We start from the raw sequence: 25,310 nt of genomic DNA on the forward strand, positions 1-25,310 counted from the left end.
CGCCCGGAAGCGCGCGTGCCACCAGGAGAGCAGCGATCGCAACCAGACCCGGGATAGCCAACCGGCCGACGACGCCCAGTGACCGGTATTGCGTGCCGAGAAGGGTGCCCAGGCCGGCAAGCGTCACCAGCGCGCCGGCGTACGTGATGACCTCCGTAGCGGTGATCGAGCCATCCGCACCCTTCCCTCCCCCAGGTGGTGAGGGGACATCTCGGCCCGCTGTTGCTTCGAACTTGGCGATCGCCTCTGCTTGGCGGGCGTCGATCAGACCGGCGGATTGCCAGCGCGCGAGTTGACCTTTGAGGTCTTGACTCAGGGCTCGGCCTCGACCGCCTCGCGGATGCCGCGCAGATACGCCGCCTCGTCCGCCGCGGAAAGTGCGCCTGCTTGCCGAAGGCGCTCGACAGCGATCCCGGCCATGAAGCAGGCCAGCGGGGCGAAGCGACGCTCCTTGGTATGCGCCGCGACGCGCGCCAGCTCGAGGACTTCGTCGGCTACCTGTGGATCCAGCTCCGGTGGGGCAACCGCGGTCCCGCGATCCCGAGCGGACTGCGCGAACTGACGGCCGAGCGCCTCGAACCAGGCGTTCATCTCGTCGCAACGGTATCACCAACTACAATATTGGTTGACACCACCCGGGCCGGTGAGTACGCTGGCGTTTAGTCGCCTGCAAAACCGTTCCCGCGGAGGAATTCGGTGCCACAGGTCACGCGCCGCGACTTTCTGAAAATCAGCGCCGCCGGGACCGGTGCGGCCGGCCTTACAGCCCTCGGCTTCGACGTGGCCCGGGCCGCTCAGGTCAGGCAGAGCTTTCACATCGCTGGCGCTACAGAGTCGCATTCGGTCTGTCCATACTGCGCGGTGGGCTGTGCCCTGGTCGCCCATACGAAAAAAAACGCCGACGGCTCTACCCAACTGCTGCAGATCGAGGGCAATCCGGACAGCCCGGTCAACGAGGGACGGCTCTGTCCGAAGGGTGCCACCGCCATGCAGCTCGCGACCAGCGCCCGCCGCGTCGAAAACCCGTTGTATCGCGCGCCGGGATCGGACCACTGGCAGCAGATCACATGGGACGACATGCTCAACAAGTTGGCCCAGCGCATCAAAGACGCCCGCGATTCCAGCTTCGTGGCGACGGATGCGTCCGGAAACACGGTCAACCGCACGGAGGGGATTGCATTCGCCGGCGGCGCCGCCTTCAGCAGCGAGGAAGGGTACTTCGCCGCGAAGGTAATGCGCGGCCTCGGCCTGGTGCATCTAGAACAGCAGGCACGGGTTTGACACGGCCCCACGGTGGTCAGTTTGGCCGCCACATTCGGGAGAGGGGCTATGACCAACCACTGGCGCGACATCAAGAACGCCGACCTCATCATGATCAACGGCGCCAACCCGGCCGAGGCGCACCCAGTCGGATTCCAGTGGTTCCTCGCCGCTAAGAACGACCCCAAGCGCGGACCCGGCTCGGGCGGGGGCGCCAAGATCATCCACGCCGACCCGCGATTCACCCGGACCTCGGCAATGGCCGACATCTATGCCCGTATCCGAACCGGCACCGATGTCGCCTACTTCGGCGGGCTGATCAATTACGTCTTGCAGAACAACCTCTACCACGACGAATACGTGAAGAACTACACGAATGCCTCCTTCCTCGTGAAGCCGGCCTACGGTTTCAAAGACGGCCTATTCAGCGGCTACGATGCGGCGAACCGCAAGTACGACACCTCGTCTTGGGGCTACCAGATCGATACCGCCGCCAGTGACGCCTACAACGCGGCGCATCCGCCGGCTGGCGGAGCGATTGCCACCATCGCCAAACGCGATGTGACGCTGCAGGACCCGCAGACTGTTTTGCAGCTGATGAAGCAGCACTATTCGCGCTACACGCCAGAGATGGTTTCGCGGATCACGGGTATTCCCCAGGATCAGTTCATGCGGATCGCCCAGCTGGTCGGTCAGATGGGCACGCCCGACAAGGTGATGACGATCGTCTACGCCGTCGGCCTGACCCATCACACCACCGGTGGCGAGCTGATCCGCTCCGGCGCCGTCCTGCAGTTGCTGTTAGGGAACATGGGCCGCGCGGGCGGGGGCATGAACGCCGAGCGCGGTCACGCCAACATCCAGGGCAACACCGACCACGCCATATCCTGGGAAATTCTCCCCGGTTACCTGCAGATCCCGGCGCCGCAACGGACGACCATCGACCAGTACGTCGCGGCCCAGGCGCCCAAGAAGCTGGACCCCCATTCGTGGAACTTCTTTGGTACCAACTACAAAAAATTCCTGGTCAGCCTGCTCAAGGCCTGGTACGGCGACGCCGCGACCAAGGCCAACGACTTCGCCTTCAACTTCATCCCCAAGCCGGGGCAGAACTCCTCCTGGATGTCCATCTATGACCAGGCGCTCAAGGGCAAGATGCAGGGGCTGATCCTGAGCGGGATGACCGCCACCAGTATCGGTCCCGATTCGAACCGCGTGATGCAGGCGCTGGCGAATCTCAAGTGGCTGGTGGTGATGGATCCGCTTCCCACGACCAGCTCAGAGTTCTGGCGTCGCCCGGGCGTCGATGCGAAGTCGATCCAGACTGAAGTCTTCATGGTCCCGACCACGCACTGGATCGAGAAAGACGGGTCGTTCGTCAACAGCGGCCGCTGGTCGCAGTGGAAGGAGCAGGTGATCCCGCCGCAAGGCAACGCCCGGCACGACCACTGGGTCCTGGCCGACCTTTTGACGCGGGTCAAGGCCCTCTACCAACAGCAGGGCGGCAAGTTCCCCGACCCGGTGATGGCCCTGACCATGAATTACGCCAATCCGAAGCAGCCCACCCTGGACGAGCTCGCCCAGGAAGTCAACGGCTTCGACCTGACGACGAAAACGCGGCTGAGCTCGTTCGCCAACCTCAAGGACGACGGCACCACCACCGCCGGCGACTGGATCTACACCGGCAGCTACCCGGCGAGCGGCAACCTGATGAAGCGGACCGCCGGCGTGCAGGACGTGGCCAAGAATGACCCGACCGGGATGGGATTCTTCCCGAACTGGGCATGGTCCTGGCCGCTGAACCGGCGCATCATGTACAACCGCGCCTCCGCCGATCTGGCCGGCAATCCCTGGGACCCCACGCGTGCGGCCATCAAGTGGGACGCAACGCAGGCCAAGTGGGTGGGCGACGTCCCCGACTATCCAGCAACGATGAAGCCGTATACCCAGGACCCGAACGCCTGGCTGCCCTTCATCATGACCGGCGAAGGCACTGGTCGCCTCTTCTCGAATTCCATGCTCGATGGTCCCTTGCCCGAGCACTACGAGCCGATGGAGGCCCCGGTCAAGAATCCGCTGCATCCAAGCCAGTCGGAATCGCCAGTCGCCTTCATCTTTACGGGTGGCGGCGGCAAGTACGCAAAGGTAACGGACAGTTTCGGCACCGTCGCCGACTATCCGTATGTCGCCACCAGCTACCGGCTCACCGAGCACGAGCACTACGTCACGCAGCACGTCCCCCTACTGGCCGGTCTGCAGCCGTCCCCGTTCGTGGAGATCCCGGAGGAGCTCGCTGCCCAGAAGAGCATCAAGAGCGGCGACCGCGTGCGGGTGCGCTCAAAGCGCGGCAAGATCGAGGTCCTCGCGCTGGTGACGAAGCGGCTCGCGCCGACGATGATCGACGGCCAGAAGATCTTCCAGGTCGGGCTACCGATTCACTGGGGCTTCGTCGGCGTCTCGGCCGACGCGGACCCGAACAAGGGAGCGAACTGGCTGGTCAACTCGCTGACGCCGTTCGTTGGCGACGCCAATGCCTACACGCCGGAGTTCAAAGCCTTCCTCGTGAATCTGGAGAAGATCTGATGCAGGTGCTGGAAGCCGCAGTCGCCTCGAATCCGTGGCCGCTCCGTCGGGAGCGCGCGGCAGAACTCGCCGAGCGCTATCCGCACGCGGCGGAGATGCTCCATCTGTACCAGGCCCTCACGGTCGTCCAGGAGGCCGCCAGTAGAATTCCCTCCCCTCACAACATTGCCTCCTTCGCGGTAGACCACGTTCTCCCGGGAGTCATCGACGTCACCGTCGAACGTGGACCGCGGGCGCTGCGCGACGGCGTGGTCGCGGTATACGCGTCGGCCAACCTCGAGGAGTTGATCCAGCGCTGGTTGGACCAGGAAACCTTGAATCCCGTCGAGACCTATCTTGCTCGCGCTTCGGCCTCTCCCCTTCTTGAATCCTTGGCTGCATCTCCTTCCAACTCTGGCGGAGGCTCTTCACTCCAGTGTCCGGCATGCGGAGGTCTCCCGCAGCTGTCGTACTTCGCCGTCTCCGGCGAGGCGCTGGTCAGCGGCCCGCGTTACCTCGTCTGCTCCCGGTGCGCCACTAACTGGATCTTCTCCCGGATGACCTGCGCCGGATGCGGTGAATCGACCGGCACCAAGCTTCCGATCTTCCAGGAACAGGAACGGTTCCCCCACGTCCGCGTCGACGGCTGCCAGACTTGCGGGAAGTACCTCCTAACGTTTGACCTGCGTCGTGACACTCGCGCTGTGCCGGTCGTGGACGAGATCGCCGCGCTACCGCTCGACCTGTACGCACGCGACCAGGGGTTGACCAAAATCACGCCGAACCTGATGGGGAACTGAGGCATGGCACAACCGGTCGGATTCTTCACGGACACAACGCTCTGCATCGGATGCAAGGCCTGCGAGGTGGCGTGCAAGGAATGGAATGGCCTGCCCGACAACCCGCTCGAGTTTCGCGGCAGCTACGACAACACCGGCCAGCTCGACCACGCCAACTGGCGCCACGTTCGCTTCGTCGAACAAACGACCAAGAGTCCCGATAAGCCGATCGCCTGGTCGATGATGTCGGACGTTTGCAAGCACTGCGCCAACGCCAGCTGCCTGGAAGTCTGTCCGACCAATGCCATCGTCCGAACCGAGTTCGACACGGTCTTCATCCAGCAGGACGTCTGTAATGGGTGCCGCGACTGCATCTCGGCCTGCCCCTACGGCGTCATCGGTTTCAACAGCAACACCGGGACGGCGCAAAAGTGCACGTTCTGCTATGACCGCCTGCAAAACAACCTCAAGCCGGCCTGCGCGACCGCATGCCCGACGCAGTCGATCAAATTCGGCCCGCTCGATGAGATGCGCCAGACTGCGGCGACACGGCTCGCCACTCTGCATGCGCAGGGCATGAGCGAGGCTCGCATCTACGGCGACAAGGAGTACGGTGGCTTGCACGCCTTCTTCCTGCTGACAGACAAACCGGAGACATATAGCCTGCCCAGTACCGAAAGCGCGGTATTGCCCAGCCGCAACAACATTCCCGGCTACCTGGGCGCCGTGGTCACCGCCGTCGTAGCGGCCGTGGCGGGTCTGATCGCCTTCCGCCGCCGCGGGGAGGCAAAGCCCTGATGCCCGGCGAGCATTTCGTCGTGGCGCCGGGCTGGGCCTGGTACATCCTTCTGTACTTCTTCTTCGCCGGGATCTCCGGCGGTGCCTTTGTCATCGGCACCATGCTGCGGCTCTGGGGCAGTGCGGCAGACGCCGCGGCCTCGCGACTCGCCTTCATCATCAGCTTCCCGCTGCTGCTGCTCTGCCCCATCCTCCTCACCCTTGACCTGGGCCAGCCGTTCCGCTTCTGGCACATGCTGGTCGATGTCGGGACAGGCGTACCGGCGTTCAAGGCGTACTCGCCGATCTCGGTGGGGTCGTGGGGGCTCCTGATCTTCGGGCTCTTCTCGTTCGTGATGTTCCTGGCCGCCGTCGGTGAGGGCGGGTACCTGCGCTGGCGCGTGCTCGCGGGCGCTGGCCGCGTCATGGGCAGCGCTTTGGGGAAGGCGTTTATGGTGATCGGCGCGATCGTCGGCTTCTTCATCGCGTCGTACACGGGTGTGCTTCTCGCCGTGAGCAATCAGCCGGTGTGGAGCGATACGTGGACGCTCGGCGCCCTATTTCTCGCGTCGGGGCTGAGCGGCGCCGCCGCTACCATCTTGCTGCTGAGCCACGGCCGGCGCGACGCCGCGGTCACGGACGGCAAGTTGATGCTGGCGGACCGGTACTTCATCATCCTCGAGTTGGTCTTGATCGCCCTGTTCTTGATCACGCTGGGCGGCGTTGTGTCGAAGGTGCTGGGCGGTGGCTGGATCCTCCTCTGGTTGGTGGTCCTGATCGGCACCCTGGTGCCGCTTGTCGCCGAGTGGCGTCCGGCGCTGCTGCGCCAGCTTCCACCCGTGGTGGTGCCGGTGCTGGTGCTGGTCGGCGTGCTTGCCCTGCGCGCCGTCATCATTTTCAGCGCCCAGGCCTAGATGAAGGTTGGGGTCCTCCTGCCCTCCCGGTTCGAGGACCCGGGCGAGTTCCTCGCCGACGCGCGCGCGATGGAGGCGGCCGGCGCGGACAGCATCTGGCTGGAGGAAGGCGATGGCTACGATCCGATGCTGGCGCTGGCGGCGATCGCCGCGGTAACTGGCCGGCTGCGCCTTGGGCTGATCACGCTCAATACTCCCTCCCCCGCGGGGGGAGGGTCGGCGAGGGGGTTTGAGACCCTCCAGCACCTTTCCCGCCAGCGCGTCATCACTCTTATCCCCTCCCCCGCACGCGGGGGAGGGCAGGGTGGGGGTCTTTCAGGATCAGAGCGCTGGCGGCGGGTCGGGGTTCCCGCCGATCGAGAGGCGTGGGCGCGAACCCTCGAGGAGGCCCGGCCCGACTTCGACGGTGTGCTGGTCCCGCTCGACCCGAGACTGCTCGACATCTTGAGGCATCCCGAAGACGCGATCGACCGTTCCGACCTGATGCTGGCGCAAGGCTAAGGGTCGCATGGCGCCTGGCGCTCGATTGGATCTCAAGGTGCTCGCCTTCGACGTCTTTGGCACCGTCGTCGACTGGCGCGGCGGGGTCGCCGCAGAAATGTCCAGCATCGCGAAGGAGCGCCAGATAACGGTCGACGCGCCGGCATTCGCCGACGGATGGCGGAGCAAGTATCTGCCGTACCTCAGCCGCATCCGCAGCGGCGAGATGCCCTGGCAGGTGCTCGACGGGGTTCATCGCGCGTCACTGCGTGAGCTCATCGGCGAACTGTCGATCCAGTCGCTGACCGAGGCAGACCTCGACCGCCTGGTTTTCGCCTGGCACCACCTGCCGCCATGGCCGGATGCCGTTGGCGGGATGTCCCGCTTGCGTTCGCGCTACGTTCTGACCACGCTCTCGAACGGCGGCATGGCGCACCTGGTCGACCTCAACCGGGCGGCTCAGCTCCCCTTCGACTGCGTCCTCTCGGTCGAGCTGGTGCGGACCTATAAGCCGGATCCCCGCGTTTATCGCCTGGTGCCCGATCTGCTTGTCGTTCGGCCCGAAGAGTCGATGATGGTGGCCTCCCACACCTATGACCTGGCCGCCGCCGCCGGCCAGGGGATGCGGACAGCATTCGTGCGGCGCCCTCAGGAATGGGGCGCCGGCAAGCCGGAAAAGCTCGACATCTCGGTCGACATCGTGGCCGACGACTTCCTCGATCTGGCGTCCCAACTCGGCGCCTGACGACCGTGCGATCCTAGTAGCGATGGCTATGCGCGTGAAGCCGGCCTGGGCGGTTCACCTGCAGCCCGGTAGCGAGATCCCGCTCGAGGACGAGGCCGCCCGTCGCTACCTTCGTCGCGGCAACCTGCCTGAGGCATTGCTGCGAGGGGGCGCACATCCAGCACTCGTCGCCGGCGAGATCGCCCTCTCCCACGACGAACTCCGGGCGGCTACTGGCCGCGCCGCGAGTCGCCTCCAGAAGGCGGGCGTCACTCAGGGAACCCACGCGGCCATGTTTGCCGAGAATTCGGGCGCCTGGATTATTTCCTACCTCGGGCTGCAGGTGCTGGGCGCGACCGTCGTTGGCATGAATCCGGCCTTTAAGGCCGCCGAGGCCGAGCAGATCTTGGGCGATAGCCAAGCCGCCGTAGCGGTGGTCGATGCCGGACGGCAAGCCCTGGTCGAGGCGCTCCGCCCGCGACTGGCTGCCCTTCGAGCGACCGTCCGCGTTGAAGAAATCGGCTCCTCGGACCCAGGGACAATTCCCTCCCCCCTCGCAGGCACAGCTACTCCCTCCCCGGCTCGCGGGGGAGGGGAGGGTGGGGGCCTCAACGCCGATAGTCCCGCGCTCCTCCTCTACACCTCTGGCACGACGGGCCGGCCTAAGGGCGCGTTGCTCGATCACGGGAACCTCCTCGCGCAAGGGCGCGGCGTGGTCGAGGCGTGGCGATGGACGAAGACGGACCGGCTCGTGCTGGCGCTGCCGCTGTTCCATGTTCATGGGCTTGCGATCGCGCTCAACGGCTCTTTGATCGCCGGCGGCTGTGCCGTCCTTGTGCCGTTCACCCCGGAGAACGTCATTCGCGAGCTCCAGGCCGGCGGCACCATGTTCTTCGGCGTACCCGCGATGTACCAGCGCCTCTGCGATTACCTCGAGAAAAACCCGGCTGATCTGCGTCACATTCGGCTCTTCGTCGCTGGCTCCGCTCCCCTACCCACGACCCTGTTTGCGCGCTGCGAGCGAATCCTCGGACAACCGGTTCTGGAGCGTTATGGCATCACCGAAGGCGGGATCGTCGTCTCCAACCCGTACGATGGGCCGCGCCAGCCGGGCCGCGTGGGTTTCCCCTTGCCAGGCGTTGAGGTGCGGCTCGGTGACCAGGACGAAGTCCAGTTGAAGGGCGGCCAGGTCTTCAAGGGCTATTGGCGGAATACCGCGGCCTCGGCCGACGCCTTCACCGATGGCTGGTTTCGCACTGGCGACGTCGGCGAGATCGGCGAGGACGGAACGCTCGCGATTCGCGGGCGTATCAAGGAACTCATTATCTCCGGCGGCTACAACGTCTACCCACGCGAGGTCGAAATGGTCCTCGAGCAGCATCCGGCAGTGGCGGAGGTGGCGGTGGCCGGGCTGCCGTCTGAACGCTGGGGCGAAGAGGTCACCGCGTTCGTGGTCGTGCGCTCTCCGGTGGATGCGCAGGAGCTGATCGCCTACGCGCGCGAGCGGCTATCGACCTACAAGTGCCCGCGCGCGGTGCGCTTCATCGACGCTCTCCCGCGCAACGCGATGGGAAAGGTCGCCCGCTCACAGCTCAGGTAGCCCCCACCCCGCCCTCCCCCGCGAGCGGGGGAGGAAAAGGTGTGGAAGGCTCAGAGTGCGCTACGCGCGAGACGGCTGCTGCGCCGGTCGCTGCCCGGCGCCGACCATCTCCGCGGCCGGTTGATCGTCGTACTCGACCGAGATGTCCTGCTTCGAACGCTCCTTGACCATCGCCACGGCGATAAAGGAGATCACGGCACAGACCAGGATGTAAAGGGCAACGGCGAGGCTGGTCTTGTAGGCGCCGATGCCCAAGAACTTCGGCCCGCTATACAACGTCACCGCAATCAGGGGCGCCGGCCCGCCGGCGATGACCGACGCGAGCTGGTAGCCGAGCGATGCGCCGCTGTAGCGCAATCGTCCCGTGAAGCTCTCCGCGATGAGCGCCGCCTGCGGGCCATATTGCGCGTCGTGCGGAATCAGCGAGAGGAAGATGGCGATGAACATCAGGGCCGCAACCTTCGTGTCCAGCAGACCGAAATAGATGAAGCCCCAAACGCCCATCGCGGCGACGCCGGCCATGTACACCCGCTTCCGGCCAATGCGGTCGGACAGGTACCCGAACAGCGGGATGGAGAAGAAGGAGAGGACTGAGGCGGCAAGCACCGCGTACAGCACAAAGTTACGCGGCTGCTTGAGAACCGTCGTCCCGTAGGTGAAGACGTAGGCCGTGAAGATGTAGAACGGCGCTTGCTCTGACAGCCGCAGGAAGGCGGATTGCAGAATCTCCTTCCAGTTTCGACGAATGACCTGCGTGACCGGAGCCGATTCGATTCGTTTCGAGTCCAGCAGTTTCTGGAAAAGCGGCGTCTCGAAGACCTGCAACCGAACATAGAGGCCAACCGCGACCAGGACGATGCTGAAGTAGAAGGGAACTCGCCAGCCCCAGTTCGCAAAGCCGGTTGGGCCGGCGATGTTGCTCATGATGAGCAACGCGCCGTTGGCGAGGAACAGACCGACAGGGACGCCGAACTGCGGCCAGCTCGCGACTAAGCCGCGTCTCCCCCCCTTATGGCCCCATTCCATCGACAGCAGCACCGAGCCGCCCCACTCGCCACCGACGCCGACCCCCTGGACGAAGCGCAGGACGACCAGGAGGACTGCACCCCAGATGCCAATCGATGCATAGCTGGGCACAAAACCGACAAGGAACGTAGCGATGCCCATCAGCAGAAGAGTCGCGATCAGGGTCGTCTTGCGCCCAATGCGGTCTCCGTAGTGGCCGAAGATCGCCGCCCCGATCGGCCGGGCGATGAACCCCACCGCGTAGATCAAGAAGACGTTGAGGGTCCCCACCACGGGATTGGAATTGGGAAAGAACAGCTTCGCAAAAACGAGACCGGTCGCGGTGGAGTAGAGGAAGAAGTCATACCACTCGATCGATGTTCCGACCGTGCTGGCGACGACCGCCCGCCTGAGCTGTTTTCGTTCGTCAGCCGAAGCCGCTGTCACTGCCACGCGCAATCACCTCCTGAAATGGGATAAACCCCCGTATGGTCCCCTCCTCGGAGGAGGGACAAGTGGCGTCAAGCGTGTCCCAGCCGCCTCGCGCTGGGCGCGTCACCACCTCCCTTCCCGCCCTCTCCCCTGCTAAGAATGCACGATGAGCCGCCTCTTGTGAAGGGGGTATTACGGGTTCGCGCGAGGTTCTCTAGACCCTTTGAACCTGAACCTGCGGGATGTCGTCGAAATCAGCATCCTGCGTGAAGACTACGAGGCCGTGTCGGACACCGGTAGCCGCAATCCACACATCCATCACCCGGGGACGACGGCCGGCGGCTCGCGCTTCCCCAACGATCGAGGCGAAGATTCGTGCGACTTCTGCATCGATGGGGATCGCGTCGTATTCGCGCTCAACCCTGCTGACAGTGCGAAGGCGGCGGGCCCGGGTCTGGGCGTCTCTGGCACGTAGCACGCCAAGGTGCAGCTCGGCCAGCGTGACGACGGATACTGCGGGTTCGTCGGGCAGGCTATCAAGCGGGCGACCGGCTTCCCTAGCGATGAAGACCGACGTGTCGACTAACCCTTTCATAGCTCGTCGATGCGTTCGCCGACCACGTCGTTGACATCGCGCATGAACTGGTCGTCAAGCGGGGCCTCTCGGATAATCGCTTCGAGGGCGGACTTCGATCCGAATCTGGATCGCGAGGGAACGGGCCCCAACTCCGCGACTTCGCGTCCGGCCACCGTAATGAGAAAAGTGCGCCCCGCTTCGACCTGACGGAGGATGCCCGCGCTATCGTTCCGCAGATCTCGAACAGGAATCCGGATAGGCCCTGAGCCGGGTGACTCGGGTGCGACAGTTCGAACGACTTTTCTCGGCTTGCCGTGCCTGGCGTCATATTCGTGGCCTAACTGCTTGGCCTCCGCGTACGGAATTCCGAGTTGCTTTTCGATCAGCGCGTAGGTGAAGCCCTTTTCTCGAAGCTGGAACGCGCGCCGCCTGATCCCGGCCGCCGACTTCTCCATAATGCTGCGAAATCTATTGTAGCATCTCTGCTACGCCACCCGATATCGGTAAACTGAAGGTCTTGACGAGCGACGCGCAACCCAGCCCGCCGTCACCGACGCGGACTCAGCCAGTCTTCACCAACCAGATTCCGGCCGATCGCCGGTATTGGGTGCTGGGTGCCATCATGCTGGTCCAGTTCACCTCGGTCCTGACCAGCACGATCGTGTCGACCGCAGCGCCGACGATCGTCGACGAGCTTCACGGGCTCGATCTCTACGCCTGGCTCTTCTCCTCATACCTGCTGGCGTCATCCGTGACGGTGCCGGTTGTGGGGAAGCTCTCCGACCTCTTCGGACGCCGGCCCTTTTACATCGCCGGGCTTTCGCTCTTCCTGTTTGGGTCCGCTATCTCCGGGCTCTCCCAGAACATGGGTGAGCTGATCGCGGCTCGGGCCCTCACCGGAATCGGGGGCGGGGCGATGATGGCGCTGGCCGTGACCACCATCGGCGACATCTTTTCTCCTCGTCAGCGTGGTCGCTGGACGGGCCTGATCGTGAGCGTCTTTGGCCTGGGAAGCGTCATCGGCCCGCTGGTCGGCGGATTCATCACCGATCATTTCGGCTGGCGTTGGGTCTTCCTGGTCAACCTGCCGCTCGGGCTGATTGGGCTTGTCCTGATTGCCGTTCTCCTGCCGAAGGTCGTGGGTCGCGGCCGGGTCCGCGTCGACTGGCTCGGCATCATCCTCCTCGTGAGCGGCGTCGTCCCGATCTTGACCGCGCTCACCTGGGCCGGCATCACCTATCCCTGGGACTCGGTCCAGGTGATCACTGCACTGGCCGGCGGCGCGGTCCTGCTGGTCGTATTCGCCGTGTGGGAAAACCGCGTCGCCGAGCCCATCCTGAGCCTGCATCTTTTCGAGAGTCGGGCCTTCACCGTGGCGGTCATCCTGAGTTTTGTGGTCGGTATGGCCCTCTTGGGCGCGCTGACGTTTCTGCCGCTGTATGCCCAGGGCGTGCAGGGGTATAGCGCGCAGGACGCCGGCCTCGTGCTTTCGCCCTTGATGGTCGGCTTCGTTCTCGGCAGCCTGGTCGGGGGCCAGCTGACGACTCGGACCGGTCGATACCGAACGCAGACGCACATCGGCCTTGCCCTCGCGGTGATCGGCACGTTCCTACTGTCACGTCTGTCGGCGGACTCGTCGTTCAGCCAGGCCGCTATCGCCATGGTCGTGACCGGGGCTGGCGTTGGGGCTGTCTTCCCCACTCTGTCGGTCGTCGTCCAGAGCGCCTTCCCGTACCGGATGCTCGGGACCGCCAATGCGGCGCGCCAGTTCTTCAACAACCTCGGCGCTGTGATGGGCATTCCGATCATGGCAACGATCGTCATCGAGACGTTAAAGAACGAGCTGCCCGGGCACCTGCCCGCGGGCAGTGGCGCGCAGCTGGCGAAAGCCGCGACCTCGGGTGCCCAGGGACTGATTGCGGGTCAGAACCAGGGACTGACGGAAGCGTTCGGCAAGCTCCCGCCCGCACTGGCGCACCAGGTGCTGACCGCGATCCGGGTGAGCCTGTCGATCGGCGTCGAACGGGCGTTCATCCTGGCCACCGTACTGATGACCCTGGGATTGCTGACGAGCTTCTTCCTTCCCGAGATTCCACTGCGAGGAACGATTCAGGACCACCCGACCGGCTGAACTCCGGAGCGGCCTCAGGTATTGCCAAGACAAGTATTGACACCCTGAGTGACCGGCGTATCGTCGCCTAGGTAGGGATCTCTGCTTGTTGGGGAAAGCAGGGACTCAATCCCTCCCCATCTGGGGGAGGGCAGGGTCGGGGTTTGGCCTTCAAGGAGGGGAAATGGGCGACAGCATGTGGCAGGCAGTGGCCCGCCGTCCCTATGTGGGACACGATCATTTCTGGCAGCGCGCGATGTCGCGGCGGCAGTTTCTCGGGACAACGGCCGTCGCTACGGCCGCGGTCGCAACCTCGCCGATGTGGTTCCCGGTGCTCGCCGACGCGTCCGGCCGGGATCCGGTTCCGATTCCGGGCGGATTCTTTCCCGGCTACCATGCGTTTCTCGGTCCCGGGGTGGAGCCGAGCACGATCTTCAACTACCGGGGAACCACCGGGGTCGCGGCGGTGCAGGGCACCGGCACCGCCTGGAATACGCGAACGGGAGACTCGAAGACCGTCAACTTCGACAGCGACAACCGGTTCATGCGCGGCGAATACATCGGGATGGATGGCGAGGAGCACGAAGGAACTTTCGGCTTCATATGACTCGACATCTATGAGGGTCCGGTGGATCCTCTGGCGCCCGATACTCACCAGAAACACGACCTGAGCCCGGGCATCGCGCCCAGCGGCCTTTTCTGGACGGTCCGGATCCCCGATAGCTGGGTCCACGTCGACGCGGACGAACTCGACGATGGCGCGCGCTACCAAGTCCACAACCTCCGCCTCAAGGACTATCGACAGCTGGCGAACTCGCTGCCGGCCCTCCCGCCAGGAACGACGCAGACGCCGCCCGATGCCGCCACCGCATCGTTTGACATGCACTGGAAGGGCAATACCGGCAAGGCAGAGGCGACCGATTCAGGTCCCAACCGGTTCACCTTTAAGGGGATCCTGACCCACGCCACGATGGCTTGGTCGTGCAAGGTACCCAGCAAGCACTTCAAATTCCAGTCGGCGGCCGCCAGCACGTCGCACGAGACATTCGCGGAGCTCGTCAATGAGCGCAACGGCAGCTTTTTCGCCGGCGAGGATAACGAACAGTCAGGAGGAAGCGGCCAGCAAGGCTCCTGAGTTAGTCGGCGTCAAGCCCTGTCAGCCCAATCGTCGGCCAGCGGGCAGCGTCAGCGCCTCGGTCAGGTCGGCTGTCGGGGCGGATACTTCGCTCGGATCGTCGGGGACTGTCAGGACCGGGGTTGGCGCCATCACCGAGAGCGGGAGGGCGAGAGCGAAGACTGTCCCATCACGTCGCGTGCTGCTTTCGATCACGAGGCTGCCTCCGTGACCTTGGGCAAGCTGCCGACTGATATACAGTCCGAGCCCCGTGCCCGGAATGCTGCGGAAGGCAGGTTCGTTGGTCCGATGGAAGCGCTCGAAGACCCGCTCCCGTTCGTCCTCAGGAATGCCGACCCCGTTGTCCGCGACCCGCACGACGGCCCGATCCCCCTCGGCCGACAGACTGATCGACAGCCGCGCCGGCTGGAGGCTGTACGACAGGCCGTTGTTGATGAGATTGTCCAGGATGCGACCGACCTGGCTTGCATCAGCCTCCACGACAACCGGATCGTCGGTCGTGCCGTTTGTAATCTCCGCGCCGACCAGAACGGCCCGGGGCAGAGCGCGTTCCCTGGCATCGCGGACAACCTTCCGCAGGTCGATCTGGCTCGGATTGCGTGACAACGCGTTCGCCTCGATTCGCGAGGCTTCGAGGAGATCGGCCACGATTCGGTTCAACTCCCGAGTCTTGCCAATCAGGATATCGAGCGACTTTTTCCATCCGTCGGGGACAGCACCGAGGGTGCCATCGGACATCAACGACAAATAGCCGGTCAAGACCGTGATCGGGGTCCGCAACTCGTGCGCGGCCAGGTGGAGAAAGCGAGTCTTGGCCTCGCTGGCGTACTTGGCAGACTCGTAAAGGCGGGACATCTCTTCCTCACGCTCGTGCGTGTCCACAAAGGCGGCGAGGAGGAACGATGCCACCGCCACGCTGACGTTGAAGACCTGGAGGGTAACCATCTTCTGGAGCAGCGTCTCGCCAAAGAAGGGGCCGACCCCCTGGAGGGCTGACCAGATGGCGACTCCCGACGCGATCAGCGCCGCGGGTGCGGCACCTCGTAGGCGGAACCGCCAGGCCGTGGTCATGATCAGAAGAAGAACCAGGTATTCGAGCCGCAGCCGATTCTGGAAAAGCACGTAGGTCACGACGGCCGTGCCGGCCAGCAGACCCGCCAGCTCCAGACGCCGTCGCCAACTGAGGACTGGTTCGGAAGGGCGCGCGAGAATACTCAAGAGGAGTGGCGCCACAAGCAGGATGCCCATCGCGTCTCCGGTCCACCAGACCGCCCACGTCGGCCCGAATTCGGTCGCCGGAACGGCACCTGAGAGGACGAGCACGACACTCCCGATGGTCGCGCTGATCATCATGCCGGCTAGAGCCGCAATCACGATGAGGGCGATCGCATCGCGCAGCCGGTCCAGTTCGCGGTGGAAGCCGACTCGCCGGAGCAGCTCGACTGAAACGAGGGGAGCCAGCGTGTTGCCGAGGGCAATGAGGGCCGCAGCCAGTGGTGAGGGGCTAATTGGAAGGTTGACCGCGAACGCGGCAATGGCGATAGCCGGCCAGGCCCGGCGGCCCATCAGGAGCATCGCTACCAGCGCGATCCCCGTCGGAGGCCAGACAGGTGTTACCTGGCCATGCACCAGCGCCAGGTTCAAGCTCAGGCGAGCCGCCAGCCAATAGGCCAGGGCAACCAGCGCTAGCCCGAGAAATGCCCTACCTGTTCGTTCGAAGGGTCTCATCGGCACTGATGCCTAGGTGGTAGCAGATTGCCCAAATTTAATCAAGTAACTGGACGCATCGTGGTTTTTCGGCTTCCCGTGGGCCGAGCCGTGCGACGTCCGCTGCCCGGCGGTTACCGGGAGAGCACAGGCGCCGTGCGGTCCACCGACGCCCAGGAACCCTGGCGGGCGCTGCGCGCGACCGCTTCGCAGACGAGCATCGAGTCGTGCCCATCGACAAATGTCGGATAGTCGGGCTCGGCCGCGCCATCCCCGGCCACCGCGCGGTAGACCGCTCGATACAGCGCCTTGAACGTGTCCGCGAAGCCCTCGTTATGTCCGGCCGGCAAGCTAGCCGCATCACGTCCTTCCGGGTTCAGCAGGGCCGGGTCGCGTGGCAGGAGCTCGTTCGGCTTTCCGCGATTGCCGATCCACAGGTCGTCGGGACGCTCGGAGTTCCAGGCTGCGGCGGAGGTGGATCCATCGATTTCGAACTCGAGCGTGTTCCTGCGTCCGGCGCTGATCTGCGAAATGGTCAGGTTGCCGATCGCCCCGTTCTCGTAGCGGAGCAGGATGGTCGCGCAGTCCTCGGTCGTGATCGTTCGGGCGGTTGTCGCACCGGACGGCTTATCGGAGAAGGTTTCAACCGGCCCGATGGGCTGGCGGCGGACCGGGATAAAGGTCTTCAAGTCGGCCATCACGGAGACGATCCGCTGCCCGGCGACGTGGCTGGTCAGGTCCATCCAGTGTGAGCCGATGTCGGCAACGGCTCGCAGGCTCCCGCCCAGTCCTGGCTCGAGCCGCCAATTCCAATCGGTGTCGAGGAGCAGCCAGTCCTGCAGGTAATGGCCAGACACGAGGCGGACGTCACCGAGCCCGCCTTCGCGCACCAGCTGATGTAGATGGCGGTTAATCGGATAGAAGCGGATGTTGAAGTTGACAGCATGGACGAGGCCGCTCGCCCGCGCGAGCCGAACGAGCTCCCCCGTTTCAGCCGACGTCATCGCGAGCGGCTTCTCGCAAACGACATGCTTGCCCGCAGCCAAGGCCGCTGCGGCCTGCCGGTAGTGAAGGTGATTCGGCGACGTTATGTGTACGACATCGACCCGCGGGTCAGCGAGCATGGCCTCGAAGCTCTCGTACGCGGACGGCAGCCCGAGCGCAGCGGCGCGTTCCGCGGCCCGGACTTGGCTGGATCCAACCACGCCATGCACCTGCACGCCCAGCCGGCGCAAGGCCTCGACATGCACCACGCCGATAAAGCCCGTTCCGACGACGGCGGCGCCGACTTCGGTGAACGGCCGTGTACTCACGCCTTCTTAGCGGAACCCCGCTCGGCCGGAGTGAGCGAGCACCAGGCAACAACGATCTTGCCGAGCTCAGCGGGGCGCGCCTGTGCCTCGGCCGGGTCGGCGAAGCGCATGAAGCGCGCGCTCGGGCCCGTCCCCTCGAGATGGGCGAACTTTCCTGGAATCCGCGCTCCGCGATTAAACATCAATGACACCTGCTTCTCGTTGGTCACCTGGACGAAGGTGGCAAAGTCGCCGTCGTAGCCGAAGGTTTGCGTCCCGTACTTCACGAACTCGGTCATCCGGCGGTCAGCGCGGAGGATGATCTCGCGCACGCGTCGGATTGGTGGCCTCGGCGGAGAGCTTCTTTTCTGCGAACCAGCGCTCGACCTCTGGGCTACTCTTCATTCAGCGCCTTAGCCTAGCCGAAGCGGCCCGGCGCAATCTGGGCGCTACCGCTGGAACCGCGTGAGCTAATGGTTGCCCAAAGAGCTTGTGATGAAGCCTGTTGAATCGTATGTCGAGATGATCGGCGCGTCGCCCGTGGTCAATCGGCTCTCAAATGTTCGGGTCGCACGCAGCGAGGCTCGCCGCAGACGTTGTTGAGATCCGCGTCAGGCAGGGCAAACCCAGCTTCATACCACATGGCCCGCGCTCCCCGAAATGGCTCTGGCTTTTCTGCACCATTCTCGTGAACGACAGGAAGAATGATCTCAGCGCCTTGCCAGCCACTGATTTTCGGGTCACGCCATCTTGCTTTATTGGCGTCCCATTGTTCAGTTGGAGCGATCCACATGTAGTGGCCGTCCTTCTCGACCCAAGACTTCCGTAGGCGTTCACGATCTTTGCGAGTCAGTTTTCCAAGCCTGCGGTAGTTCATGCTGGCCTACCCTCTGATGTCGTCCAGACGCAAAATAGTCACCGATGCCGGCCTGAGTCTCGGTGCTGCGTTAACTTGGCGCAAGGAAGTACACAGCGCGGATCGGCAGGAGTTGTTTATCTGACTCCGCAACCTTGTCAAAGTGCTTGATCCAAAGTCGGACGAGATCATCGAGATGAATCACGGTGATATGGCGCTTCTCGTGACGAGCTTCCTCCTGGGCGTCACTGGTAAAGCCACCCGTCGAAACGAAGATTCCGACGTCGGTTTCTCCGATTGTGGACAGGAACGAACGGAGCTTATCGGCTGGCACTGGCGATTCTTGACGTTTTACCTGCACTTTGATGCGTGGCACCCTTGTTCCAAGTGGGTCACTAAAGGCGATAATGTCAACCCCTCGATCTGGCCCGGGCGGAGCCACGTGGAAAACGAAATAGTCCATGGCCCTCAAGAGCGCGGCAACCAAATTCTGAAAATCGTACGGTGGCATTTTCTCCACGTATTCGCGGATTTGGGTTCGCGCGCTTTCCTCAGCCTCTTCAAGCACGACGGACGTCTCCACTTCGTCCGCTTCCGTTTCCTCGACATCGGGCGCTTTCGGCTGGGCTCCCTTCCAGGCCCGATACAAGCGCCAAGCCTCGTCGATGAATGCTTCTGGGGACGAGAATTTCGCGTATGCCTCCTTACCTAGCGGGGTTACGGACCATCTCCCGTCGCCTTTCGCCAACCAGCCCGCCTTCACTGACGTAATGGTGCTGAAGCGGATGACTTTTTCAAATCGACGTTGGCCAGGATTCTTTGGGTAGTCACTCTGTTCGAATGGAGTTGGGGGACGGACCGCTTCGACTCGGCGGAGGGCTTCCTGCGCCTGGAGGCCATTTGGTTCATCCAGCAGTACCTCAAAGACTGCTCGAACAAGCTCACCCTTGCGTCGTTTAGTGATTTCAGCCATACGATGCCCTCCTAAGCAGGGATCGTCACGCCGCCTCGGCGGACGAGCGGACGCGGTCTAAGATCGCGACAAGTTCCTCAACCTCTGCTTCGCTAAAGATTCCCTGCGGCCCCAATGGCGCGATGTCCGTGAAGGGCGACTCGTAGAACCGTGCCGCGCTCACCACGCCCTGATTGGTGAGGTGCTCGATGATGAGGTTAACGAACTCAATCTGATTTGCTGTGAGCGTTCGGCCTGCGATGAAATCTGCGAAGGCCTCATTAGCGGCGCCCTTGTCGAGTCCCACCAATCCTCGCACGAAGAGGCCAAGTCCGTGACTGTCTTCCTTGGCCTTTGCGATGAGTTTGTAATCACCAATGCTACTCAGCGCCAACAAGGCCTCGAGGGACTGCAGATCCTTAGTCGTCAGTGGCTTATTCATCCGGAGCCGGTGGATGGCGATGTTGTCATCGTGTTGGCGGACGAAGGCTCTCGCTTTCTCCCGGAAAGCGTCCATCGACAGCGTAGGAACGGCGTCCATTAGGACCAGTTCTATCGCCTCTCCAATTTCATCCTGGAAATCGGTGTAAATGGGCTTACGTCTGCTCTTCTCGATGAGACGGACAAGCGAGCGGAGCTTCTTGCGCGCATCCTCCAACATGGCGACGGTCGTGTCTTGCCACCATTCATCAGACTGCAGCTCCGAAATTAGCGGCAACTGCTCCCGGATCATCGGAATGTTCCCCTGCTCTTCAAGCAGGCCGGCGATCTCGATGACCATCGTGCGCAGTCGGTCAAATGAGGGCTCGTGCCGAAGCACAGATAGCTGCAGTCGCAGCATCAACATGTCGAACCGCTTCGCCTCTTCGTCCTCGGGCTCAAGCTGGGAGGGTAAGCCGGCGATCTCCGTCGCAAGGATGTGGTGGTCTTCCTTGTCGAGCGTCTCCCAGGCCCCCGCGTTGGCGTACTTTTCGACAAGGCGTCGCTTCGGACGGACGATGAAGTTGTCAACATTCATCGCCGCCACCTGAGCGTGAAGAGAGACAGCGGTCTCCTGCCGCAGCGCCGGGTCAGCGCTGTCCCCATCGAGGGCGGCGATCAGTTCAAGACGGGTGGTGAATAGCTGTTTGCTGAGCGAATCACTGAGCCGCCCCTCGGTAGCAGGAAGGTTCTGGTGGAAAAATTCAAAATTAGCGCAGAAATCGAACACGTAAAAGCAGGTCTTGCTGTCTCCGGGACCGAAAAGGTCGGGCCGCAAGCGGGTGCCTCTGCCCATCATCTGCCAAAACTTTGTCTTGGAATACACAGGCTTGAAAAACACCAGGTTAATGACATCGGGAATGTCGATGCCCGTGTCGAGCATGTCGACAGAGACAGCGATATGTGGCATCTTCCCCGTGGCCGAGAAGTCGTCGATGATTGTCTGTGCGTAGGTCACGCCGTGGTGGATGGTGCGAGCGAAGGCACCCTTGTACTGCGGATAGTTGGCATCGAACCGCTCGATGATGAACTCCGCGTGGGCTTGATTCTTAGCAAAGATAATCGTTTTACCAAGGCGATCGCCTCCATTCACAGCGAGGCCGTTCAGCATGAGGTGCGCAAGGACCTTATCGACGGTGTCCTCGTTGAAGAGCCAAGCATTGAGCGCCGCCGGCTCCACGCGCGTTGGGATGTTGCCGTCCTCATCCCACTCCATAGCATCCCAGAGCTCCTTGTCCTCTTCGCTGAGATCCTTATATTCGATGCCTTGTCTCTGGAACTTGACCGGAACGCTTACAGCCCGCGGTGGTACAAGGAAACCGTCGTTGACTGCCTCCTCTAGTGAATAAGCGTCCGTCGGCACGCCGCGCTCGAGGTCAAACAGGCCGTAGGTGTTGACGTCTACCTCATCCTTGGGCGTTGCCGTCAGCCCCACGAGGAGACTGTCAAAGTATTCGAAAATTGCCCTGTACTTTTGGTAAACGGAGCGGTGCGCCTCGTCGATGACTACAAGGTCGAAATAGCCTGGACCAAAGCGCCGCCTTCCCTCCCGGATTTCGTTGATCAGACCCATCATCGAGGGATAGGTGGAGATATAGACCCGACCATCCTCGTTCTTATCCGTGACGAGATTGACAGGAACTGAAGACGGCAGATGATTCTTAAACGCCCCGACAGCCTGGTTCACCAAGGCGATGCGATCGGCCAAGAAGAGCGCCCTCTTTGCCCAATTGCACCGGATCAGCAGGTCCACCAGGGCAATGATGGTGCGCGTTTTCCCCGCGCCTGTGGCCATAACCAGCAGCGCCTTGCGTTCACGGTCTCGTTCGAAGCTCTCCCCTATTCTGCGGATCGCCCGCTGCTGGTAGTAACGTTCGACGATCGCCCGGTTGATGTCCGCCGTTGCCAATGACCGCCGCGTCGAGCGTCGCTGGATCATGAGCTCCAGCTCGTCCTTGGTATAGAAGCCTTGGACCGAACGCGGCGCGTACATGACGTCGTCCCAGAGCCAATGCTCGTACCCGTTCGTGTAGAAGATCACAGGCCGCTGCCCAAATTGAGACTCCAGGCAATCGGCGTAAAGCTTGGCTTGCTGCCGCCCGATCTTGGGATCCTTCCTAGTCCGCTTTGCCTCGACCAGCCCAAGCGGCCTTCCGTCGTCCCCCCAAAGAAGGTAGTCAACGAAGCCTCGCCCGCCCTTGGTTGGCATTCCGGTGACTTCGAACTCGCGGTCGCGAGGTTGGTCGAGCGGCCAACCAGCTTCGTGCAGCAGCAGGTCGATGAAGCGGTCACGGGTGTCGGCCTCTGAGTAGTCGTGGTCATCGGGCCGCTGCTCGTTCTTGCGCTTTGCCTCCACTATCTCCGCACGCAGCTGCCTCAGCTCCGCATCGAGGTCTGTCTTGTCGGTAAGAAGCACGGTGAGCTTCTCGTCGCGCTCGGCGAGAGCCGCTTCTAGCGCCTGCAGCCTCACAGTGGTCTGGACGGGAATCGCGCTGCCCGAAGCTGGTAAAAGCGCCGGATCGAACGTCAGGCGAGGATCGGGCGTGGCACCGCGGGCATAGGTGTGCGCCAGCCAATAGCAGACGTGGAAGAGCTCCTCGACAACTGCCATCGAAAGCGCCTCGGGAATACGACGGTGCTCGTGTACAGCCCGGTTCCCGATCTGTGCTATATAGCGAGCTTTTGTGAAGACCGCACCGCCGGCAATCTTCTTGAAGCTAGGGTCATGTATAAGAGCGCTGAGGTTGTCCTGATACGGCAGGTGCAGAGAGCTGTCCGCCTTGTAGGCCCAATGGACGACCAACTCAAGGGCGCGGCGGGCGTAGAAGCACGAGGTACGCGGATCGCGGCGCGCGTTTTCCTCGGCCTTGACGGCGGCCTCCTGGATGTCGGGCCACTCATGCACCAGGAAGGAGTAGTTGGTCACAGCTGTCCCACGAAGGCGCCGCGCTGGAGGGAATAAAAGAGAGAATCGAGCTGGATCATGCTTCTGCTGCCGAGAGCGCGTATGCGCTCTGTCTGCGCAGTCCGATCGACAAAGGCTGACTGCCAGTGCATCGGCGGAAGCCGTAGCCGCATGCTTCGCAATTGGCCGAGGCTGAGATTCGTCACTGTGGCCGTGACCTGTGCGCCCCGCATTTGTCTCTGCGCGCTCGCACTCATCAACCAGTACGCAAGAAATTCCCCAAGCACTCTGTCGCCGTTCGTGCGAATGATTGCAACCGCCTGATTGCAATTCATTTCGGCATATCTGTTCCCGACCAAGCCCACCCGGCCAACAGTGCCAGCAATGGAAATCAGAACGTCACCCGGCTTGATTATTGATCGCGCGAGTGTGAGATGCACATCGCGAGAAATGTACCGGGCGTCGATCTTCTCGTCGACGCCACCTCCAAAGAGGTTGAGAACTCGGATGAACGGAATGCCTCGTGGCGCGAACGCGAATCCGAGAGTTGTTGGAGTGGTCCCCTTCGTGATAGTAGTTGCGAACTCCCCAACCGTGACGAGCGGCCATGAACCATGCTCGTACTTCTCGCCCCCAAACATCGTCCGGAAGAGTGAATGGTTTAGTCCGTCTAGCTGAACGAGACTCTTCCGACGCTTGGCCCGGAGGGCATCGGCTCGGTCGAGAATGTCGGCGATACGTCGCTGCTTCGGAAGGTCCGGTAGCGGCACCTCCAGCGAACGAAGTTTCTCTATCGGGAAATTGTCAGCTGTCGTGGCTCGAACCCACGTGAGGATGGTTGGCGCTGCTGCCCGCAGGAAGTGCGCGAGGTACTCGGGATCAACTTTTGGTCCGGCCGTCAATGCTTTCATATCCTGGTTCAGAGCCACTGGTACCCGATTGATGGCCACCGGGATGGAATGCTTCAACACACCCGAGCGAACGACGATCAGCACCGAGTTGGCCGGGACTAGCTTGGTCGCGCTTTCGCGTAGTCCAAGGTCCGTAATGCGGATCTGGCTGCCACTCAGGTGTGACGTCTTCATGTCCTTTGGCGTAACCCACGGGATGTCTCCCCCGAAATACGATGGGTTATCTCGTTGAGGGGTGCCGCCTCCGGCAATTGTCACGAGCTGACCCAGTGGGACCCAAGCCAAGTCGGTCACCCTACCATCGCTTCTAGCTCGCTGAGGCCAGCCTGGATCTCCCCTTCAAGCTCCTGCAATTCGGCGATGATCTCGTTGGGCGGTCGGTGTTTCACCTCCTCTGGGATGACCTCTCGGTAGCGATTCACGCTTAGGTCGTATCCCTGCAAGGCGATCTGCGCCTTGGCCACGCAAAAACTCTGCTCGGCGCGAGTCCGCTCTACCTCTGTAGAGTCCCTCTTCCGCCATCGGGCTACCACGTCAGGCAGATTATTCTGGGCGTGCTCCTCAGCGGTAAGCGGCTGCCTGGGCGCAACGCCTAGTTTCTCCTCCGGAAGCAGGGGCGCTCGCTTGTCATCGAGAGACCAGCCGTCTGAACCAAGGTCGTAAAACCAGACATGGTCCGTACCGCCCGAGTCGGTCTTGGTGAACACCAGCACCGCGGTCGACACGCCTGCATATGGTCGGAACACGCCGCTAGGCAGCGAAATCACCGCCTCGAGCTTTTGATCCTCGACCAAGATTTTTTTTAGCGCCGTGTGCGCATTGCTGGACCCAAATAAGACCCCCTCGGGAACGATCACGGCGGCTCGTCCGCCTGGTTTGAGCAGTCGAAGGAATAAAGCGAGGAAGAGCAGCTCGGTCTTCCTGGTCTTGACGACAGCGAGCAGATCCTTGGCCGTGTTCTCGTAATCGAGCGATCCGGCGAAGGGCGGATTGGCGAGAACCAGCGTGTATTTCTCCTCCTCGCCGGCATGGTCCTGCGCCAGTGAATCCCGGTAGCGGATGTCCGGATTCTCGATCCCGTGGAGCAACATGTTCATGCTTCCGATCCGCAGCATCGTGTTGTCGAAATCGAAGCCGTGGAACATGGTCTCGTGGAAGTGGGATCGCGGTTTCGCGTCCTGCAACATCTTCGGGTAAGCACGGCGCAGATACTCCCCGGCCGAGATCAGGAATCCGGCAGTGCCGCAGGCAGGATCGCAAATGATGTCCTTTGGCGTCGGCGCCACCAGTTCCACCATTAGCTGAATGATGTGTCGCGGCGTGCGGAACTGCCCGTTTTGCCCCGCCGTGGCGATCTTGCTAAGCATGTACTCGTACAGATCGCCCTTGGTGTCCCTATCCTCCATCGGGATGTCCGCGATGAGGTCAACCACCTTGGCCAGTAGTCCCGGCGTCGGGATGGTAAACCTGGCGTCCTTCATGTGTTGCGCGTAAGTCGAACCCTCGCCGCCCAAACCCCGAAGAAAGGGAAAGACGTGCTCGCCGACGATCGCGAACATCTCCTCGGGCGCTACGTGGCGAAATCGCGACCATCTGAGGTCGTTGTAGGAGCGCCCCCTCGGATCGTTCCCTTCGGAGAAGATCCGCCTCTCTATCGGCTTCTTGAGCGTCCGCGCCTTGTTCTCCTCCAGAGTCTGTAGATCATCGAGACGCCGGAAGAAGAGCAGATAGGTGATTTGCTCGATGACCTCCAAGGGGTTTGAGATGCCGCCGGACCAGAAGGCGTCCCACAGCTTGTCGACCTGGCCCTTAAGCGGTCCGCCGATCATCGGCGCTTCCTTCCCATAATGAC

23 protein-coding genes are annotated in these 25,310 nt (G+C 62.7%); 11 read left to right on the forward strand and 12 right to left on the reverse strand.

All coding sequences use genetic code 11. From position 1 onward, the window contains the following. Positions 1–312: 312 nt before the first annotated feature. Positions 313–591, reverse strand: a complete 279-nt coding sequence (locus VHK65_09230; GenBank protein HVS06330.1) for a DUF6457 domain-containing protein — start codon at positions 589–591, stop codon at positions 313–315. Between the two features lie 105 nt (positions 592–696). Here VHK65_09230 and VHK65_09235 point away from each other — a divergent pair, with 105 nt between their 5' ends. The 8 genes from VHK65_09235 to VHK65_09270 are packed head-to-tail and all read left to right on the forward strand — an operon-like array spanning position 697 to position 9,096. Further along, positions 697–1,281 carry a twin-arginine translocation signal domain-containing protein gene (locus VHK65_09235; protein ID HVS06331.1) on the forward strand — a complete coding sequence of 195 codons (585 nt, stop codon included), beginning with the start codon at positions 697–699 and terminating at the stop codon, positions 1,279–1,281. A 12-nt stretch (positions 1,282–1,293) separates the two neighbouring features. Further along, positions 1,294–3,843: a formate dehydrogenase-N subunit alpha gene (gene fdnG, locus VHK65_09240; protein HVS06332.1), complete on the forward strand. Its 2,550-nt coding sequence runs from the start codon at positions 1,294–1,296 to the stop codon at positions 3,841–3,843. After that, positions 3,843–4,622, forward strand: coding sequence for a formate dehydrogenase accessory protein FdhE (gene fdhE, locus VHK65_09245; GenBank protein HVS06333.1), 780 nt, complete (start codon positions 3,843–3,845; stop codon positions 4,620–4,622). Before fdnG ends, fdhE begins: the two co-directional genes overlap by 1 nt. 3 nt (positions 4,623–4,625) lie before the next feature. Continuing rightward, on the forward strand, positions 4,626–5,399 hold the full coding sequence (locus VHK65_09250; GenBank protein ID HVS06334.1) for a 4Fe-4S dicluster domain-containing protein: 774 nt from the start codon (positions 4,626–4,628) through the stop codon (positions 5,397–5,399). After that, on the forward strand, positions 5,399–6,292 hold the full coding sequence (nrfD, locus tag VHK65_09255; protein ID HVS06335.1) for an NrfD/PsrC family molybdoenzyme membrane anchor subunit: 894 nt from the start codon (positions 5,399–5,401) through the stop codon (positions 6,290–6,292). The genes VHK65_09250 and nrfD overlap by 1 nt, the downstream gene beginning before the upstream one ends. Then, entirely contained in the window at positions 6,293–6,793 is a 501-nt protein-coding gene (locus tag VHK65_09260; GenBank protein ID HVS06336.1) for an LLM class flavin-dependent oxidoreductase, read from the forward strand. A gap of 7 nt (positions 6,794–6,800) precedes the next feature. Continuing rightward, complete coding sequence (locus VHK65_09265; protein ID HVS06337.1) at positions 6,801–7,517, forward strand: haloacid dehalogenase type II; 717 nt, start codon at positions 6,801–6,803, stop codon at positions 7,515–7,517. Positions 7,518–7,539: 22 nt separating this feature from the next. Then, entirely contained in the window at positions 7,540–9,096 is a 1,557-nt protein-coding gene (locus tag VHK65_09270) for an AMP-binding protein (GenBank protein ID HVS06338.1), read from the forward strand. Between the two features lie 60 nt (positions 9,097–9,156). On the opposite strand, the gene VHK65_09275 is transcribed toward VHK65_09270, so the two are convergent. From VHK65_09275 to VHK65_09285, 3 genes are all read right to left on the reverse strand, one after another. Then, positions 9,157–10,554 carry an MFS transporter gene (locus VHK65_09275; GenBank protein ID HVS06339.1) on the reverse strand — a complete coding sequence of 466 codons (1,398 nt, stop codon included), beginning with the start codon at positions 10,552–10,554 and terminating at the stop codon, positions 9,157–9,159. Between the two features lie 193 nt (positions 10,555–10,747). Continuing rightward, positions 10,748–11,128 carry a PIN domain-containing protein gene (locus VHK65_09280; protein ID HVS06340.1) on the reverse strand — a complete coding sequence of 127 codons (381 nt, stop codon included), beginning with the start codon at positions 11,126–11,128 and terminating at the stop codon, positions 10,748–10,750. Next, positions 11,125–11,565, reverse strand: a complete 441-nt coding sequence (locus VHK65_09285; GenBank protein HVS06341.1) for a type II toxin-antitoxin system prevent-host-death family antitoxin — start codon at positions 11,563–11,565, stop codon at positions 11,125–11,127. Before VHK65_09285 ends, VHK65_09280 begins: the two co-directional genes overlap by 4 nt. 62 nt (positions 11,566–11,627) lie before the next feature. Here VHK65_09285 and VHK65_09290 point away from each other — a divergent pair, with 62 nt between their 5' ends. The 3 genes from VHK65_09290 (at position 11,628) to VHK65_09300 (ending at position 14,355) form a co-directional block, all read left to right on the forward strand. Continuing rightward, entirely contained in the window at positions 11,628–13,241 is a 1,614-nt protein-coding gene (locus VHK65_09290) for an MDR family MFS transporter (GenBank protein HVS06342.1), read from the forward strand. A 163-nt stretch (positions 13,242–13,404) separates the two neighbouring features. Next, positions 13,405–13,827: a twin-arginine translocation signal domain-containing protein gene (locus tag VHK65_09295; GenBank protein ID HVS06343.1), complete on the forward strand. Its 423-nt coding sequence runs from the start codon at positions 13,405–13,407 to the stop codon at positions 13,825–13,827. A 21-nt stretch (positions 13,828–13,848) separates the two neighbouring features. Next, the gene (locus tag VHK65_09300; protein ID HVS06344.1) at positions 13,849–14,355 is read left to right on the forward strand and encodes a hypothetical protein; all 507 of its coding nucleotides are present in this window, start codon (positions 13,849–13,851) and stop codon (positions 14,353–14,355) included. Positions 14,356–14,376: 21 nt separating this feature from the next. Here VHK65_09300 and VHK65_09305 read toward each other — a convergent pair whose 3' ends face one another. The 8 genes from VHK65_09305 to VHK65_09340 all read right to left on the reverse strand — a co-directional run bounded on the left by VHK65_09305 (position 14,377) and on the right by VHK65_09340 (position 25,287). Continuing rightward, positions 14,377–16,083 carry an MASE1 domain-containing protein gene (locus VHK65_09305; GenBank protein HVS06345.1) on the reverse strand — a complete coding sequence of 569 codons (1,707 nt, stop codon included), beginning with the start codon at positions 16,081–16,083 and terminating at the stop codon, positions 14,377–14,379. A 113-nt stretch (positions 16,084–16,196) separates the two neighbouring features. Continuing rightward, positions 16,197–17,375: a Gfo/Idh/MocA family oxidoreductase gene (locus tag VHK65_09310; protein ID HVS06346.1), complete on the reverse strand. Its 1,179-nt coding sequence runs from the start codon at positions 17,373–17,375 to the stop codon at positions 16,197–16,199. Then, positions 17,372–17,686: a DUF1801 domain-containing protein gene (locus VHK65_09315; GenBank protein ID HVS06347.1), complete on the reverse strand. Its 315-nt coding sequence runs from the start codon at positions 17,684–17,686 to the stop codon at positions 17,372–17,374. The genes VHK65_09310 and VHK65_09315 overlap by 4 nt, the downstream gene beginning before the upstream one ends. A 212-nt stretch (positions 17,687–17,898) precedes the next feature. Next, a complete protein-coding gene (locus VHK65_09320; protein ID HVS06348.1) occupies positions 17,899–18,231 on the reverse strand; it encodes a hypothetical protein in 333 nt (110 codons plus the stop codon). A gap of 70 nt (positions 18,232–18,301) precedes the next feature. Then, on the reverse strand, positions 18,302–19,183 hold the full coding sequence (locus tag VHK65_09325) for a restriction endonuclease (GenBank protein HVS06349.1): 882 nt from the start codon (positions 19,181–19,183) through the stop codon (positions 18,302–18,304). A gap of 25 nt (positions 19,184–19,208) precedes the next feature. After that, entirely contained in the window at positions 19,209–22,568 is a 3,360-nt protein-coding gene (locus VHK65_09330; protein HVS06350.1) for a DEAD/DEAH box helicase family protein, read from the reverse strand. Further along, positions 22,565–23,752: a restriction endonuclease subunit S gene (locus tag VHK65_09335; GenBank protein HVS06351.1), complete on the reverse strand. Its 1,188-nt coding sequence runs from the start codon at positions 23,750–23,752 to the stop codon at positions 22,565–22,567. The genes VHK65_09330 and VHK65_09335 overlap by 4 nt, the downstream gene beginning before the upstream one ends. After that, positions 23,749–25,287, reverse strand: coding sequence for a class I SAM-dependent DNA methyltransferase (locus tag VHK65_09340; protein ID HVS06352.1), 1,539 nt, complete (start codon positions 25,285–25,287; stop codon positions 23,749–23,751). The genes VHK65_09335 and VHK65_09340 overlap by 4 nt, the downstream gene beginning before the upstream one ends. Positions 25,288–25,310: the final 23 nt, after the last annotated feature.

Source organism: Candidatus Dormiibacterota bacterium, assembly GCA_035544955.1.
Taxonomy (GTDB): domain Bacteria; phylum Chloroflexota; class Dormibacteria; order CF-121; family CF-121; genus CF-13.

Excerpts from the sequence above, each read along its gene's own strand:
- VHK65_09320 (HVS06348.1), bottom strand. The coding sequence starts at position 18,231 with ATGAACTACCGCAGGCTTGGAAAACTGACTCGCAAAGATCGTGAACGC.
- nrfD (HVS06335.1), top strand. The coding sequence starts at position 5,399 with ATGCCCGGCGAGCATTTCGTCGTGGCGCCGGGCTGGGCCTGGTACATC.
- VHK65_09285 (HVS06341.1), bottom strand. The coding sequence starts at position 11,565 with ATGGAGAAGTCGGCGGCCGGGATCAGGCGGCGCGCGTTCCAGCTTCGA.
- VHK65_09280 (HVS06340.1), bottom strand. The coding sequence starts at position 11,128 with ATGAAAGGGTTAGTCGACACGTCGGTCTTCATCGCTAGGGAAGCCGGT.
- VHK65_09230 (HVS06330.1), bottom strand. The coding sequence starts at position 591 with ATGAACGCCTGGTTCGAGGCGCTCGGCCGTCAGTTCGCGCAGTCCGCT.
- VHK65_09270 (HVS06338.1), top strand. The coding sequence starts at position 7,540 with ATGGCTATGCGCGTGAAGCCGGCCTGGGCGGTTCACCTGCAGCCCGGT.
- VHK65_09260 (HVS06336.1), top strand. The coding sequence starts at position 6,293 with ATGAAGGTTGGGGTCCTCCTGCCCTCCCGGTTCGAGGACCCGGGCGAG.
- VHK65_09250 (HVS06334.1), top strand. The coding sequence starts at position 4,626 with ATGGCACAACCGGTCGGATTCTTCACGGACACAACGCTCTGCATCGGA.
- VHK65_09265 (HVS06337.1), top strand. The coding sequence starts at position 6,801 with ATGGCGCCTGGCGCTCGATTGGATCTCAAGGTGCTCGCCTTCGACGTC.
- VHK65_09325 (HVS06349.1), bottom strand. The coding sequence starts at position 19,183 with ATGGCTGAAATCACTAAACGACGCAAGGGTGAGCTTGTTCGAGCAGTC.
- VHK65_09305 (HVS06345.1), bottom strand. The coding sequence starts at position 16,083 with ATGAGACCCTTCGAACGAACAGGTAGGGCATTTCTCGGGCTAGCGCTG.
- VHK65_09295 (HVS06343.1), top strand. The coding sequence starts at position 13,405 with ATGGGCGACAGCATGTGGCAGGCAGTGGCCCGCCGTCCCTATGTGGGA.
- VHK65_09340 (HVS06352.1), bottom strand. The coding sequence starts at position 25,287 with ATGATCGGCGGACCGCTTAAGGGCCAGGTCGACAAGCTGTGGGACGCC.
- fdhE (HVS06333.1), top strand. The coding sequence starts at position 3,843 with ATGCAGGTGCTGGAAGCCGCAGTCGCCTCGAATCCGTGGCCGCTCCGT.